A 12,773-nucleotide genomic window follows, 5' to 3' on the forward strand; every position below is an offset into this window, starting at 1 on the left:
TCCGCCGCCCGCAATTCCAACGACGGCCGAACGACCATGATTCTCGACGAACGCACCTACACCATCGCGCCGGCGCATGTCGGCACCTATCTCGACCTCTATGTCCGCGAGGGCATGGCGATCCAGACCGGCCACCTCGGCAAGCTGATCGGCTGGTTCACCCAGGACATCGGCACGGTCAACGACGTCGTCCACATCTGGCAGTACGACGACCTCGCCGATCGCGAGCGCCGCCGCGCCGCCATGGAGGCCGACCCCGCCTGGCAGGCCTTCCGCGCCAAGGCGGCCCCCTACGTGCAGACGATGAAGAGCCGCATTCTCAAACCGACGTGGTTTTCGCCGCTTGGCGGCGCCGGACTGCGACCATGACGACCATCGCCGCGCAACTTCACCAGGCGATCGACCGCCTGCTCGCAGGTCTGCTTTCAGTCATTCTTGCGGTCCTGCTGGTGCTGGTGTTCGGCGCCACGCTGCTGCGCTACGTCTTCTCGACCGGCTTTGTCGCCACGGAGGATCTCGGCATTCTCCTGCACACGGCGCTGGTCTTTCTCGGGCTGCCACTCTGTGCCAGCGGATCGCTCGCCATGCGCATCGATGTGGTGACGCGCCACCTCGGTCCCACGGGACGGAATTTGGCCGATGGCGCCTCCGACGCCGTCACGCTCGCCGCGAGCCTCGTCCTGATGCACGGTGCCGGCAAGGTGGCAGTGCTGATCGGCGGCACCTCCCCCACGCTAGGCATAGCCGAGAGCTGGCGATTCTGGCCGGTGGCGATCGGCGGCGCACTGGCAGCGGCACACCTGATTCTCGGCTCCCTATCCCAGGGGCGGACATGGTTGTTCATCCTTGCCGTTGTCGCCGGTGGAACGAGCCTCGCAGCCCTACCGCACCTGCCCCCGTTCATACCGGTCGCCCTGCCCAGCCTCGTCGCTTGCGCCGCCGCCTGTGCCGCTCTCCTCGTCGGCGCGCCCTTCGTACACTCGCTGATCGTCGGACTCGCCTTCGCCGTGCCCTTCGGCGCCCGTCTGCCCGAGGCGGCTATCGTGCAGCAGACCGTGTCGGGCTTGGGCAAGTTCCTGTTGCTCGCCATCCCCTTCTTCCTCCTCGCCGGCATGCTGATGAGCGTCGGAGGCTTGGCCCACCGCCTCGTCCGGTTCGCATCGACGCTGGTCGGACACCGGCGCGGCGGCATGGCCCAGGCAACGCTCGTCACCAATCTGATGTTCTCGGGCGTCTCCGGCTCGTCGATCGCCGACGCCGCCTTCGGCGCCAAAGTCCTGGCGCCGGCTCTCGTCGCCGATGGCGTCAAGCCCGAGAAAGCGGCGGCAATTGTCGCCGCCACGGCCGTCTTGCCCAACATCATCCCGCCATCGATCGCCTTCCTGCTGCTTGCCTCGGCCACCAACCTGTCGGTCGGGGCGCTGTTCGAAGGCGGTCTGGTGGCCGGGCTGATCCTGGCTGCGGCCATGGCGGCGATGCTGCACGTCTCGGCCGATACCTCGCCCCGCCCCGCCGCCGACCGGCATGAACGTGTCGCCGCTTTCCTCGCGGCCGTTCCCGTGTTCGGATTGGCACTGGTCGTCTTCTTCGGCATCCGCCTCGGGATCGCCACGCCCACCGAGGCTGCCGCCGTCGCCTGCGCCTATGCGCTGGTCGCAGCCTTGAGCGGGCCGAATGGCGGCAAAGCCACGTTCCGGGCCTTCCTGCAAGCGGGACGCGAGACGGCGGCGATCGGTCTCCTCGTCGCCTCGTCGGCGCCTCTGGTGTTCCTGCTGGCCATCGATGGCTTGCCTCAGGCCCTGGCCGGTTGGGTGACGAGTTTCGGCGGCAATCCGCTCGCCGTGATGCTCGCCGCCAACCTGATCCTGCTCGCCGTCGGCGGGCCGCTGGATGTCGGCCCCGGCATCCTGCTGTTCGCGCCGCTGCTGCTGCCCTCGGTCGTCGCATCGGGCATCGACCCGGTGGCCTTCGGCGTCCTTCTCACCGTCAACCTGATGATCGGCGGCCTGACGCCCCCCATCGGCGTTCTCGTCTTCGTGGCCTCCGGGGTCACCGGTCTCTCTGCCAGCGCAGTGTTCCGCGCCGTGCTGCCACTCACCCTCACCCTCATCGCCGCCACCTCGGCGATGGCGATCGCCGTCGCCCTCTGGGCTCTTCTTTGACCTCGATAAGCGGAGAAACTCCTGTGCCTATCCTCACGCGTCGCGTCTTTGCCGCCGGCCTCGCCACTCTCGCCCTTCCCGCCGTCATCCGGCCGGCTCGCGCCGCGCCCAGGGCGCTGACGGTCGCCTCGCTGCTTGGCGACGACAAGCCCGAGACCAAGATCTGGGTGAAGGTGCGCGATCTCGTCGAAGCCAGGCTTCCCGGCCGTTTCGATTTTCGCATCGTCGGCAACGCGGCGCTGGGCGGCGAGAAGGAAGTCGCCGAGGGCATCCGTCTTGATTCGGTCCAGGCCAGCCTGTCCACCCTGTCGGCCCTGTCGACCTGGGTGCCGGAAACCCAGCTCTTCGACCTGCCCTTCGTCTTTCGCGACCGCGACCACGTCCGCCGCGCCACCACGGGCCCGATCGGCGACGAGTTCAAGGCCAAACTGACCGATCAGGGCTTCGTCACCCTGGGCTTCGTCAACTACGGCGCCCGTCACCTGCTCGCCAAGGAGGCGGTGACGACACCGGGCGGTGTCGCCGGCAAGCGCATCCGCGTCATCCAGAGCCCACTGCATGTCGAACTCTGGAAGGCTTACGGCGCGCTGCCGACGCCCATCCCGATCACCGAGACCTATAACGCCCTGAAGACGGGCGTCGTCGACATGATGGATCTCACCAAGTCGGCCTATGCCGGCTTCCGTCTGTACGAAGTGGTACCCTATCTCATCGAGACCGCCCATATCTGGGCAACCGGTGCCGTCTATCTGTCGGCCGGTTTCTGGAACAGCCTCGCCGATGACGAAAAGGCGGTGTTCGCCGCGGCGATCACCGAAGCCTCAGCCTATTTCGACACGCTCATGGAGGCCGACGAAATCACCTCCATGGAGGCGGCGAAGGCGGCAGGCGGCCAGATGATAGCCCCGGAAGACCGCGCCGCCTGGGTGAAGGGGGCCGAGGACGTATGGACGTCGCTGGCGCCCAAGGTCGGAGGCATCGAGCGGATCAAGGCCCTCGCCGCCCTGTAGCGCCAGACAAAAAAGCCGGCGCGCCTTGCGGCGGCCGGCTTCCACGTCGAACGATGCCTTGCATCAAACCAGGCGGCTCTGCTCCACGGCCGCCTCGATGAAGCTCGCGAACAGCGGATGCGGCTCGAACGGCCGGCTCTTCAGCTCCGGATGATACTGAACGCCGATGAACCAGGGATGGTCGGGAATCTCCACCGTCTCCGGCAGCACGCCGTCCGGCGACATGCCCGCGAACGAAAGGCCGCAGGCCTCAAGCCGGTCACGATAGTCGATGTTGACTTCGTAGCGATGGCGATGGCGCTCGTGAATGATCTCGGAGCCATAGATCTCGGCGATCTTGGAGCCCTTGGCGAGATGCGCCTCGTAGGAGCCGAGGCGCAACGTGCCACCCATGTCGCCGCCGGCCCTGCGCTTCTCGAGAGCGTTGCCCTTCAGCCACTCGGTCATGAGGCCGACCACCGGCTCGCTGGTGGGACCAAACTCCGACGAGGAGGCCTCGGTCACGCCGGCCAGGGCACGAGCCGCTTCGATCACCGCCATCTGCATGCCGAAGCAGATGCCGAAATACGGCACCTTGTGCTGGCGCGCGAAACGAGCGGCCAGGATCTTGCCCTCCGAACCACGCTCGCCAAAGCCGCCCGGCACCAGGATGCCGTGCACGTGGTCGAGATAGGGAGTGGGATCCTCCTTCTCGAACACTTCGCTCTCGATCCATTCGATCTTGACGCGCACGTTGTTGGCGATGCCGCCATGAACCAGCGCTTCGATCAGCGACTTGTAGGCATCCTTCAGCACCGTGTACTTGCCGACGACGGCGATGTTCACCTCACCCTCGGGGTTCTTGATGCGATTGACGATGCCTTCCCAGCGGTCGAGCTTGGGGGCCGGGGCCGCGTCGATGCCGAAGGCCGCCAGTACCTCGTCGTCGAAGCCTTCCTTGTGGTAGGCGAGCGGCACCTCGTAGATGGTGCCGACGTCGAGACCGGGAATGACCGCCGACTGGCGGACGTTGCAGAACAGCGACAGCTTCTTGCGCTCGCCTTCGGGAATCGGTCGGTCGCAACGGACGAGCAGGATGTCCGGCTGGATGCCGATGGAACGCAGCTCCTTGACCGAATGCTGCGTCGGCTTGGTCTTGAGTTCGCCCGCCGAGGGAATGTAGGGCATCAGCGTCAGGTGGATGTAGACGCAATGCCGGCGCGGCAGCTCGTTGCCGAGCTGACGGATCGCCTCGAGGAAGGGCATCGCCTCGATGTCGCCCACCGTGCCGCCGATCTCGCACAGCACGAAATCGTAGTTCTCGTTGCCGTCAAGGATGAACGCCTTGATCGCGTCGGTCACGTGCGGAATCACCTGAACCGTACCGCCGAGATAATCACCGTGCCGCTCGCGGGCGATGATCTCCTGGTAGATGCGACCGGTGGTGATGTTGTCCTGCTTGTTGGCCGGGCGCCCGGTGAAGCGCTCGTAATGGCCGAGGTCGAGGTCGGTCTCCGCGCCGTCATCGGTCACGAAAACTTCGCCATGCTGATACGGAGACATCGTCCCCGGATCGACGTTCAGATAGGGATCGAGCTTACGGAGACGAACCTTGTAGCCACGCGCCTGCAGGAGAGACGCCAGAGCCGCTGCCGCGAGCCCCTTGCCCAAGGACGAAACCACGCCGCCAGTAATGAAAATGTACCGCGCCATGGGCCTTCAACCTATCTCTTTGCGGACCCGTTGGGGAGTGGTCCGACCGGTTTATCCAAAACAAAACGAAAAGGTCGCTCCGGAAAGTGTAACCTCTCCAGTCGACATTTCGCTTCAATCCGTTGTTCTATCTCACGAAAACGGCCGCGGAAGCCCGCGACCGTCTTTATCCGCTTTATGCCGGACGGGGTTCGTCCTTAAGGAGCCGGCGCGGGATTGGCCGGCGCCGACGGGGCCGAATCAGTCACCGGTGCAGCCGGAGCCTGCGTCGCCGGTGCGGCCGGAGCCTCTGCCGCAGGCGCGGCGGGAGCCTCGGCAGCCGGCGCGGCCGGTATTTCAACCGCCGGAGCAACCGGCGCATTGCCCGGCTGGGCAGCGGGCTTGCTGATCTGGTTGAGCTGGTCGAGAACGCCACCCTTGCCGCTGCCGATCGGCTGGTCGCCAGCCGGCGCGGAAGGAGCCGTCTGCACGCGGTCGAGGATCGAGCCCTGCGAGCCGGTGAAGCGCGGCAGAATCGACAGCCCGATCGAAGTCAGGAAGAACACCGCCGCCAGGATGGCAGTGGTACGGGTCAGCACGTTGGCGGTACCGCGGCTGGTCATGAAGCCGCCGCCGCCACCAATACCGAGCGCTCCGCCTTCGGAACGCTGCAGGAGCACGACGCCCACCAGGGCTGCGACCACCATCAGGTGGATGACGAGAAGAACGGTTTGCATGTAACCCCAAAAACTCTTGTCGGGCATCCCGGGGGACGCGCCAAAGGGCACACCGACCGCACATGCGGCCCGAGTCCGCGGCGTTGTACACGAAGGCCGGCAGCCTTTCCACCTTTCTATGGCGTTTATTTTGGAAAGCCGACGCCCTATCACAAGCCCTCGCCATCAGGAAAAAGGAAGTCGATCATGATCCTCGCCACACCGCGCCTTCTGCTGGCTCCCTGGACGGAGCATGATCTGGCGCCGTTTGCCGCGCTGAATGCCGATCCAGAGGTGATGCGCTACTTCCCGAAAACCATGACGACCGAGGAAAGCAACGCTCTCGTCGACCGCCTTCGCGGCATGTGGGCGGACCACGGCTACGGTCTCGCAGCAGTGCGTCGGCGCGAGGACGACGCCTTCGTCGGCATGGTCGGCATTCAGAAGGTGTTGAACCCCGCCTACCCGTTCGCGCCAGCCGTCGAGGTTGGTTGGCGGCTGGCCAAGGCGTTCTGGCGGCAGGGATATGCCGGTGAGGCGGCGCGGGCCGCCCTTGCCCACGGCTTCGATGTCCTGGGCCTTGCCGAAATCGTCGCGTTCACGGCGGTTCCCAACCTGCCGTCACAAGCCGTCATGGCCAGCCTCGGCATGACACGCGATCCGGCCGATGATTTCCTGCATCCGCTCCTGCCGGAGGACCACCCTTTGAGGCCGCATGTGTTGTACCGGCTGAAGCAAGACGACTTCCGGCGCTGATCGATAGGGCATGTTCGGCGAACCCTGGTTCGCCAACACGTTCTAGTTCCTTGTTGTCGCATTGCTTATGCGGGAAACCGGTTTCCACCTTTCCGCACAGTGCTCTAGTCCAGAAGAAGCAGGACAGCCGCGTCGAAGTCGGCGCGTCGAAAATCGCGACGCAATCGGGCTTCGCTGTCGACACCCCAAAGCTCGGCATTCCAGTCTTCGTCGACATGGGCGGCAAGCCAGACGTCGTCGGGAAGAAGACGTCTTTCGAAAAGAGCCAAAGCGAGGAACACGGAGCCGGTCAGCGTGGTGATCAGCTCGATGGCGGCAAGGCAGATCGGATCATCGGGCAGAGCCGCGCGGATTGCCGTGACGAGCTCGGGCGGTTGGGCGATCGCCATGACACCGATCGTCGCCACCGGGCGGACGCCGAACCGCCCCCTGATCCAATCGAGCACCGGCTCCCAGGCGAGGCGCTGGCGTTCATCGAGGCGCGGCGGCTCTCCTGCCCGGTAACAGGTGAGGTCGGAACCGGCGTAGGCGGCAACCGTGTCCTTCACCGCCTCGATCTCGCTCGACACGCCATCGATCGCCGAGTTGACGAGGCGCGTCAGCGGCATGGTCATCGGGTCGACGAACTCGCCCTGCGCGGCCCATTCGGCCTCCAGGGCACAGGCGGCCCGCAGCGAAGCCACGGCAAGCTGATGGCGCGCCGGCGTCCGCACCGGCTTGCCGTCGAGCAGCACCCGGTGGAGCCCGTCGACGGGCTCCACCGACACCACCTTGTAGAATCGCTTGGGCAAAACGCGCTGCACGTTGGCGCGCGCGCGTTCGGTGGCCAGCACCGGATCGAAGGATGCGGCGAGTTCTTCGAAGAGATCGGCCATCGCCCTACTCCTTGGCGCCGAGGAGTCCCATCGCCAGCGTCGGCACTTCGGCAAAGCCGTCGGCAAGCACTTGAGCGCCGGCCTCTGTGAGCTCGTCTCGGCCGTTATAACCCCAGGTAACCCCGAGCGCGAAGGCGCCCGCCGCCCGGGCCATCAGCATGTCATAGCCGGTATCGCCCACCACGACGGTGTGCGATACCTCGCCGCCGAGCGCCGCCACGGCGTCGACGACCATGAACGGATGCGGTTTCGACGGACCGTCGTCGGCCGTGCGCAGGACCGAGAACATGGTCGAAAGCCCATGCGTTTCCAGGATGGCGTCGAGCCCACGCCGCGACTTGCCGGTCACGACACCCAACAGCACGTCGTCCCGATTCCGCAGTGCCTTCAAGGCGTCGAGCGCACCGGGGTAGAGCGGCGCGGTCTCGGCGAGGCGAAACCTCATCGACTGATAGGTATCGCGATAGGCCTCCGACACCAGGCCGACGGCGACTTCATCCAGACTGGGATCGAGGCGACCGATCGCTTCCGGCAGCGACAGGCCGATGATTGAGAGGACGCCGTCCCGGTCGGGCGGCGCATGTCCGACCTTGGCGAAAGCCTCGGTCATGGTGGCCACGATCATATGTTGGCTGTCCACCAGCGTGCCGTCGCAATCGAACAGGACAAGCTTCGGCGCCATCGGCCGACTTCCCGCCGCGCTCACGCCAGCGCACCGCCGCCGGCCGTTTTCAGCCAGGCTTCGCCACAGGCTTTCGCCAGCTCACGCACACGCAGGATGTAGCTCTGCCGCTCCTGCACCGAGATGACGCCACGGGCATCGAGCAGATTGAAGCGGTGACTGGCCTTGATGCACTGGTCGTAGGCCGGCAAAACGCACTTGTGGAGACCGTTGGTACCCGCCGCCGCGCCCTTTTCGAGCAGCGCCTTGCACTCCGCCTCGGCGTCCTTGAAATGCTGCATCAGCATGTCGGTGTCGGCATATTCGAAGTTATGGCGGGAATACTCTTCCTCGGCTTGGTGGAACACGTCGCCGTAGGTGACCTTGTCCGCGCCTTCCTGACCGTTGAAGTTCAGCTCGTAGCCGTTGTCGACGCCTTGCAGATACATGGCGAGGCGCTCGAGGCCGTAGGTCAGCTCACCCGACACCGGCGAGCACTCGATGCCCGCCACCTGCTGAAAATAGGTGAACTGGCTGACTTCCATGCCGTCGCACCAGCACTCCCAGCCAAGGCCCCAGGCGCCGAGCGTCGGGCTCTCCCAGTCGTCCTCGACGAAACGCACATCGTGCAACTTGAGATCGATGCCGATCGCCTCGAGGCTTTCGAGATAGAGATCCTGCAGGTTCTCCGGCGACGGCTTCAGGATCACCTGGAACTGGTAATAGTGCTGGAAGCGGTTGGGATTCTCGCCGTAGCGACCGTCCTTGGGCCGGCGGGACGGCTGAACGTAAGCCGCCTTCCAGGGCTTCGGCCCCAGCGAGCGCAGCGTGGTTGCCGGATGGAAGGTACCGGCGCCGACTTCCATGTCGTATGGCTGCAGGATGACGCAACCCTTGTCCGCCCAGAAGCGCTGCAGGGTCAGGATCAGCCCCTGGAAGGAACGGCGGGGATCGTTGACGTGTGCGGGCTGGGTCATCGGGAGCTACCTGAAAGCGGCTGGAACCCCGGCGGATGCCGGGCGGGATCGGGCGCGAAATTAGGTGCGCCCCCTCGCCCCGTCAACCGCAAAAACCGCGTGGACCACCGCCCGGAAAAGCGGCCGGCGACGTTCAAGAGGCAGCCCTCTTCCCCGTTCGAGCGTCGCCAAAGGATGGAACGATGACCGCCGGACTTCTTCGCCTTGCAATAGCCCTCGCTACGCTGGCCATCGCCTCGCCGGCATCCACCGCCGAAAGACGCCACCAGTTCATCGAGCCCATACAGCCGGACCGACGGCAGCAAGAGAACGCGACCCCGGCGGCCGAAGGAAAGCTATGCTATTGCCGCACGGTCCACGAGAGAAACTCGGTGGGGCGGCTGACGTGGAAGGTGGTCTGTTCGGAACGGAAACCGGAACGCGGCGCAAGGCAAATCAGAGCACGCGATTGTGGCGCGATCCGCAGCCTGCCGCCATTGTGACGTCAGCATGAAAAAGGCCGAAGCAATGGCCTCGGCCTTCCACGACAAGGGCGGATGACGCCCGAGAGGATCGGCAGCGCTTAGCGGCGATCGCGATAGATGCCGGTTGTCGGGTCCCGCTCCATGCGGATCTCGACTCGTACCGGTTTGGCGTTGGCTTCACGGAGAATCTCGCCCACACGCGTCATCTCGCGCTTCAGCACCTGAACGACGACATAGACGCCGGCTCCGATGAGAGCAAATCCAACCAAATGGGACATGGGCCTGTCTCCTTTGCTGACGAAACCATGAGACCACCGTCTCTGTTTCCTGGCAAGCGCAAATTCCTGTGAAAGGTTCACAAACCGTAGCGTGAGAACAGACTGCGTCGCTCGATCGCTGCGAGAACATTGTCGAAATCGACAAGACTGCCGGCCTCGTCGGTCGCAGTGCCGAACAGACGGCGGCGCAGGAAGCCGCTTCGGCCCGGTTCGAACAGGCGGATGTCGACCTTGTCGCCGTAGCGGGCGGCTAGGTCGTCGTGAGCCGTACCGATGCGGTCGGCGAGGCCGAGCGCCATCGACCGCTCGCCAGCCCAATAGAGGCCGGAGAACAGATCTGCGCCTTCGGCCAAGCGCGCGCCGCGCCGGTCCTTCACCAGCTCGATGAAGAAGGCATGGATGTCGCGCTGCAGCGTCTTGAGGTGCTCGACGTCCTCGCCGTTCTCCGGCTGGAAGGGATCGAGCGTCACCTTGCGCGTGCCGGCGGTGTAGACGCGGCGGTCGATGCCGAGGCGGGCAATGGCCTTGTCGAGACCGAAGGTGGCCGAGACCACGCCTATCGACCCGAGGATTGAAGACCGATCGACAACGATCTCGTCGGCGGCACAGGCCAGCATGTAGCCGCCCGACGCTGCGATATCCTCGACGTAGGCGATCACCGGCAGCTTCTTTTCAGCGGCAAGCTGGCGGATACGGCGAAAAATCAAGTGAGACTGAACGGGCGAGCCGCCGGGCGAGTTGATGGCAAGGGCCACCGCCTTTGCCCCACTGACCGAAAAGGCCTTCTTGAGCGTTGCGTCGATGGAGGAAAGCGATAGCGATCCTCGCCCCAGCGCGGCGGGCATGCCGATGGCTCCCGACAAGCGGACGAGCGGCACGACGGGCACATCGCCGCGAAACCGTCGCGGCAGCCAGGACCTGAGATCGACCAAGGGCAGTTTCCTTTGCAGAAGGTTCGTTGCCCTCGCATGTAGGAAGCAGGCAGGACGGTTTCAAACGGCGGCGGCGGATCCCGTCTGTTGGTTGCAGGAAAACTGAAAGCGCCTTTCAGAAGATACGATTTGTCCCCATTGGGCATCACACTTATATTGAGGCTGCAAGAAGAGAGACAGAGAAGAGAAACGGAGAACAACGATGGACGCCATGATGTTCGCCATGCTGGGTGCCAACAAGAAGCGCCACAGCCAGAGCACCGCCGAACGCGAGATCGCCGAAGCGATCGCCAACTACGAAGAGACCGCCGGCAGCAAGGCCCGCGCACCGAAGCGTGGCTTTCTGAAGGGCTTCGGCCTCTGACAAGCCAAAACGGCTGGTCACGTACGACGTGAGCGCCCAGTCCCCCAGGGGATGCCGGGCGCTTTGTCGTATCTGGGGTATTCACTAGCGACGGCCACCATTTAATCACGATTTTCTTGAATGACTGCCGCACCCCGGCCGCCAGTCGCGCGACGGTTCGTTTCGAGCCCAATCATGACCATCGATAAAGTGGCACTTTCCTCGGCGCAGCACGGCAGCAGCGAGTTGCAACGCGTCGACTATCTGGACGGCTGGCGTGGCCTGGCGATCTGTCTGGTGCTGCAGGGCCATTTCTTCGCGATACAGGGCTGGCATAGCGGCCGAATGGGCGTCGATGTCTTCTTCTGCCTGTCCGGCTTGCTGATGAGCCGCATCCTGTTCCAGCGACGCGTGCCGCTCACCACGTTCTACAAACGCAGAATATCGCGCATCATTCCGGCCTTTATGCTTTTTCTGCTGATCGTCTTCGGCATCGCCGCGCTGATCGGCAAGCCGGCCCCTGCCGAGGAAGTGGTGCCGACGGTGCTGTTCCTCCGCTCCTACCTGCCGGCCGACTTTCATATGTTCGCGAGCCCCTACCCGATCGGTCACCTGTGGTCGCTGAACGTGGAGGAACACTCCTATATCTTCCTGTCGCTGCTGACCCTCCTCCCATTCCTGCGCGGCCGCGAAGGCTGGGCGTTGATCGCCTTCGGCTTTGTCACCATCGCGATCCACCTGAGCTACTACGCCTTCCCCGACATCGCCCCGCCCAAGGAATACTGGGTGCGAAGCGAGGTGGCGGCCACCAACCTTCTGCTATCGGCCGGCTATTCCCTCCTGAGAGATCGGACCGCACCCTACGTCCGTCCATGGATGCCCGTTGCCGCCTTTGGTCTGGGATCGGCGCTCTATATCGGCTCGGTGTTTCCGTGGATGTTGACCATGACGGTTGCTCCCTTCTTCCTCGCGTTCACCGTCAATCATCTGGCCGAGGCGCCGCGCTGGGTCAGATCGACGCTGTCGCTGGCGCCGCTCAGACTGCTCGGGATAGCCTCGTTTTCGATCTATCTTTGGCAACAACCTTTCTACCAATACAAAAAATACCTGTTCGATAGCCTGCCGGGCCATGCGCTGATCGGTATGCTGCTGTCGGTGGCGATCGGCTTTCTGTCGTTTTACGCCTATGAGAATCGCGTCAGGACCTGGCTCAACCGGGTGTGGTGAGGCCGGCCAGAGGGAGGTTGGAGGAATGAAGATCCACGAGGGCAGCAAGCTGTTGTTCATCGGCGACTCGATCACCGACTGGAGCCGCGCCAGGCCGATCGGCGAGGCGCTGTTCGACTCGCTCGGTACCGGCTACGTCGGTCTCGTCAACGCCCTCCTCAACGTGACGCATGCTGCCCACCGCATCCGCGTCGTCAACATGGGCGTCAGCGCCAATACCGTGCGCGACCTCGAAGCGCGCTGGTCGACCGACGTCGAAGACCTGAATCCCGACTGGCTTTCGATCATGATCGGCATCAACGACGTCTGGCGGCAGTTCGACGCCCGCCTCCAGACCGAGAACCATGTGCTGATCGGCGAATACGAAGCAACGCTCGAACGCCTCATCCTGCGTAGCAAGCCTCGTCTCAAGGGCCTCGTGCTGATGGCGCCCTATTTCGTCGAGTTCAACCGCGCCGACCCCATGCGCAAGATGATCGACGACTACGGCGCGGTGGTAAAAAGGCTCGCCGAAAAGCATGGCGCCGTCTTCGCCGACACCCAGGCCGCCTTCGACGATGTGATGACCGAGATCCACCCGATGGGCATCGCCACCGACCGAGTCCACCCGACACTCACCGGTCACATGATTATCGCCCGCGCGTTCCTGAAGGCGGTGGGCTATCCGGTTTAGGATGCGGGAGAGAACGGCCAGCGAAACG

General features: G+C 64.4%; 15 protein-coding genes. 8 read left to right on the plus strand and 7 right to left on the minus strand.

The window, feature by feature from the left end; translation table 11 throughout:
- Positions 1-36: 36 nt before the first annotated feature.
- The 3 genes from QQZ18_RS01760 to QQZ18_RS01770 are packed head-to-tail and all read left to right on the plus strand — an operon-like array spanning position 37 to position 3,172.
- Entirely contained in the window at positions 37-369 is a 333-nt protein-coding gene (locus tag QQZ18_RS01760; protein WP_284537543.1) for an NIPSNAP family protein, read from the plus strand.
- Positions 366-2,162: a TRAP transporter large permease gene (locus QQZ18_RS01765; RefSeq protein WP_284537544.1), complete on the plus strand. Its 1,797-nt coding sequence runs from the start codon at positions 366-368 to the stop codon at positions 2,160-2,162. The genes QQZ18_RS01760 and QQZ18_RS01765 overlap by 4 nt, the downstream gene beginning before the upstream one ends.
- A 23-nt stretch (positions 2,163-2,185) precedes the next feature.
- Positions 2,186-3,172 (plus strand): TRAP transporter substrate-binding protein, encoded by a 987-nt coding sequence (locus QQZ18_RS01770; protein WP_284537545.1) that lies wholly within the window; start codon positions 2,186-2,188, stop codon positions 3,170-3,172.
- 63 nt (positions 3,173-3,235) lie between these two features.
- Here QQZ18_RS01770 and QQZ18_RS01775 read toward each other — a convergent pair whose 3' ends face one another.
- On the minus strand, positions 3,236-4,864 hold the full coding sequence (locus tag QQZ18_RS01775; protein WP_284537546.1) for a CTP synthase: 1,629 nt from the start codon (positions 4,862-4,864) through the stop codon (positions 3,236-3,238).
- 197 nt (positions 4,865-5,061) lie between these two features.
- Positions 5,062-5,580, minus strand: a complete 519-nt coding sequence (gene secG, locus QQZ18_RS01780) for a preprotein translocase subunit SecG (RefSeq protein ID WP_284537547.1) — start codon at positions 5,578-5,580, stop codon at positions 5,062-5,064.
- A gap of 186 nt (positions 5,581-5,766) precedes the next feature.
- Here secG and QQZ18_RS01785 point away from each other — a divergent pair, with 186 nt between their 5' ends.
- Positions 5,767-6,315 carry a GNAT family N-acetyltransferase gene (locus tag QQZ18_RS01785; protein ID WP_284537548.1) on the plus strand — a complete coding sequence of 183 codons (549 nt, stop codon included), beginning with the start codon at positions 5,767-5,769 and terminating at the stop codon, positions 6,313-6,315.
- 104 nt (positions 6,316-6,419) lie between these two features.
- On the opposite strand, the gene QQZ18_RS01790 is transcribed toward QQZ18_RS01785, so the two are convergent.
- From QQZ18_RS01790 to QQZ18_RS01800, 3 genes are read right to left on the minus strand one after another with little or no spacing between them, the layout of a single operon-like run.
- Positions 6,420-7,190, minus strand: a complete 771-nt coding sequence (locus QQZ18_RS01790; protein ID WP_284537549.1) for an ATP12 family chaperone protein — start codon at positions 7,188-7,190, stop codon at positions 6,420-6,422.
- A 4-nt stretch (positions 7,191-7,194) separates the two neighbouring features.
- Positions 7,195-7,872: an HAD-IA family hydrolase gene (locus QQZ18_RS01795; protein ID WP_284537550.1), complete on the minus strand. Its 678-nt coding sequence runs from the start codon at positions 7,870-7,872 to the stop codon at positions 7,195-7,197.
- A 20-nt stretch (positions 7,873-7,892) separates the two neighbouring features.
- Entirely contained in the window at positions 7,893-8,828 is a 936-nt protein-coding gene (locus QQZ18_RS01800; protein ID WP_284537551.1) for a glycine--tRNA ligase subunit alpha, read from the minus strand.
- Positions 8,829-9,010: 182 nt separating this feature from the next.
- Here QQZ18_RS01800 and QQZ18_RS01805 point away from each other — a divergent pair, with 182 nt between their 5' ends.
- Positions 9,011-9,310, plus strand: a complete 300-nt coding sequence (locus QQZ18_RS01805) for a hypothetical protein (protein ID WP_284537552.1) — start codon at positions 9,011-9,013, stop codon at positions 9,308-9,310.
- An 80-nt stretch (positions 9,311-9,390) separates the two neighbouring features.
- Here the strand turns inward: QQZ18_RS01805 and QQZ18_RS01810 are convergent, their stop codons facing one another.
- Both QQZ18_RS01810 and QQZ18_RS01815 read right to left on the minus strand, forming a co-directional pair.
- Positions 9,391-9,570 (minus strand): hypothetical protein, encoded by a 180-nt coding sequence (locus QQZ18_RS01810; protein ID WP_284537553.1) that lies wholly within the window; start codon positions 9,568-9,570, stop codon positions 9,391-9,393.
- A 77-nt stretch (positions 9,571-9,647) separates the two neighbouring features.
- The gene (locus tag QQZ18_RS01815) at positions 9,648-10,502 is read right to left on the minus strand and encodes a S49 family peptidase (RefSeq protein WP_284537554.1); all 855 of its coding nucleotides are present in this window, start codon (positions 10,500-10,502) and stop codon (positions 9,648-9,650) included.
- 202 nt (positions 10,503-10,704) lie between these two features.
- Between QQZ18_RS01815 and QQZ18_RS01820 the strand changes: the two genes are divergently transcribed.
- The 3 genes from QQZ18_RS01820 (at position 10,705) to QQZ18_RS01830 (ending at position 12,745) form a co-directional block, all read left to right on the plus strand.
- Positions 10,705-10,866 carry a hypothetical protein gene (locus QQZ18_RS01820; protein WP_284537555.1) on the plus strand — a complete coding sequence of 54 codons (162 nt, stop codon included), beginning with the start codon at positions 10,705-10,707 and terminating at the stop codon, positions 10,864-10,866.
- A gap of 174 nt (positions 10,867-11,040) precedes the next feature.
- Positions 11,041-12,072, plus strand: coding sequence for an acyltransferase family protein (locus QQZ18_RS01825; protein WP_284537556.1), 1,032 nt, complete (start codon positions 11,041-11,043; stop codon positions 12,070-12,072).
- 25 nt (positions 12,073-12,097) lie between these two features.
- Positions 12,098-12,745, plus strand: a complete 648-nt coding sequence (locus tag QQZ18_RS01830) for an SGNH/GDSL hydrolase family protein (RefSeq protein WP_284537557.1) — start codon at positions 12,098-12,100, stop codon at positions 12,743-12,745.
- The last annotated feature ends 28 nt before the right edge of the window (positions 12,746-12,773 follow it).

It is taken from the genome of Pleomorphomonas sp. T1.2MG-36, from assembly GCF_950100655.1.
Taxonomy (GTDB): Bacteria; Pseudomonadota; Alphaproteobacteria; order Rhizobiales; family Pleomorphomonadaceae; genus Pleomorphomonas.

Bases quoted from the DNA above. Each gene is read 5' to 3' on its own strand.
- QQZ18_RS01760 (WP_284537543.1), top strand. From the start codon at position 37: ATGATTCTCGACGAACGCACCTACACCATCGCGCCGGCGCATGTCGGC.
- QQZ18_RS01765 (WP_284537544.1), top strand. From the start codon at position 366: ATGACGACCATCGCCGCGCAACTTCACCAGGCGATCGACCGCCTGCTC.
- QQZ18_RS01775 (WP_284537546.1), bottom strand. From the start codon at position 4,864: ATGGCGCGGTACATTTTCATTACTGGCGGCGTGGTTTCGTCCTTGGGC.
- secG (WP_284537547.1), bottom strand. From the start codon at position 5,580: ATGCAAACCGTTCTTCTCGTCATCCACCTGATGGTGGTCGCAGCCCTG.
- QQZ18_RS01785 (WP_284537548.1), top strand. From the start codon at position 5,767: ATGATCCTCGCCACACCGCGCCTTCTGCTGGCTCCCTGGACGGAGCAT.
- QQZ18_RS01790 (WP_284537549.1), bottom strand. From the start codon at position 7,190: ATGGCCGATCTCTTCGAAGAACTCGCCGCATCCTTCGATCCGGTGCTG.
- QQZ18_RS01795 (WP_284537550.1), bottom strand. From the start codon at position 7,872: ATGGCGCCGAAGCTTGTCCTGTTCGATTGCGACGGCACGCTGGTGGAC.
- QQZ18_RS01800 (WP_284537551.1), bottom strand. From the start codon at position 8,828: ATGACCCAGCCCGCACACGTCAACGATCCCCGCCGTTCCTTCCAGGGG.
- QQZ18_RS01805 (WP_284537552.1), top strand. From the start codon at position 9,011: ATGACCGCCGGACTTCTTCGCCTTGCAATAGCCCTCGCTACGCTGGCC.
- QQZ18_RS01810 (WP_284537553.1), bottom strand. From the start codon at position 9,570: ATGTCCCATTTGGTTGGATTTGCTCTCATCGGAGCCGGCGTCTATGTC.
- QQZ18_RS01820 (WP_284537555.1), top strand. From the start codon at position 10,705: ATGGACGCCATGATGTTCGCCATGCTGGGTGCCAACAAGAAGCGCCAC.
- QQZ18_RS01825 (WP_284537556.1), top strand. From the start codon at position 11,041: ATGACCATCGATAAAGTGGCACTTTCCTCGGCGCAGCACGGCAGCAGC.
- QQZ18_RS01830 (WP_284537557.1), top strand. From the start codon at position 12,098: ATGAAGATCCACGAGGGCAGCAAGCTGTTGTTCATCGGCGACTCGATC.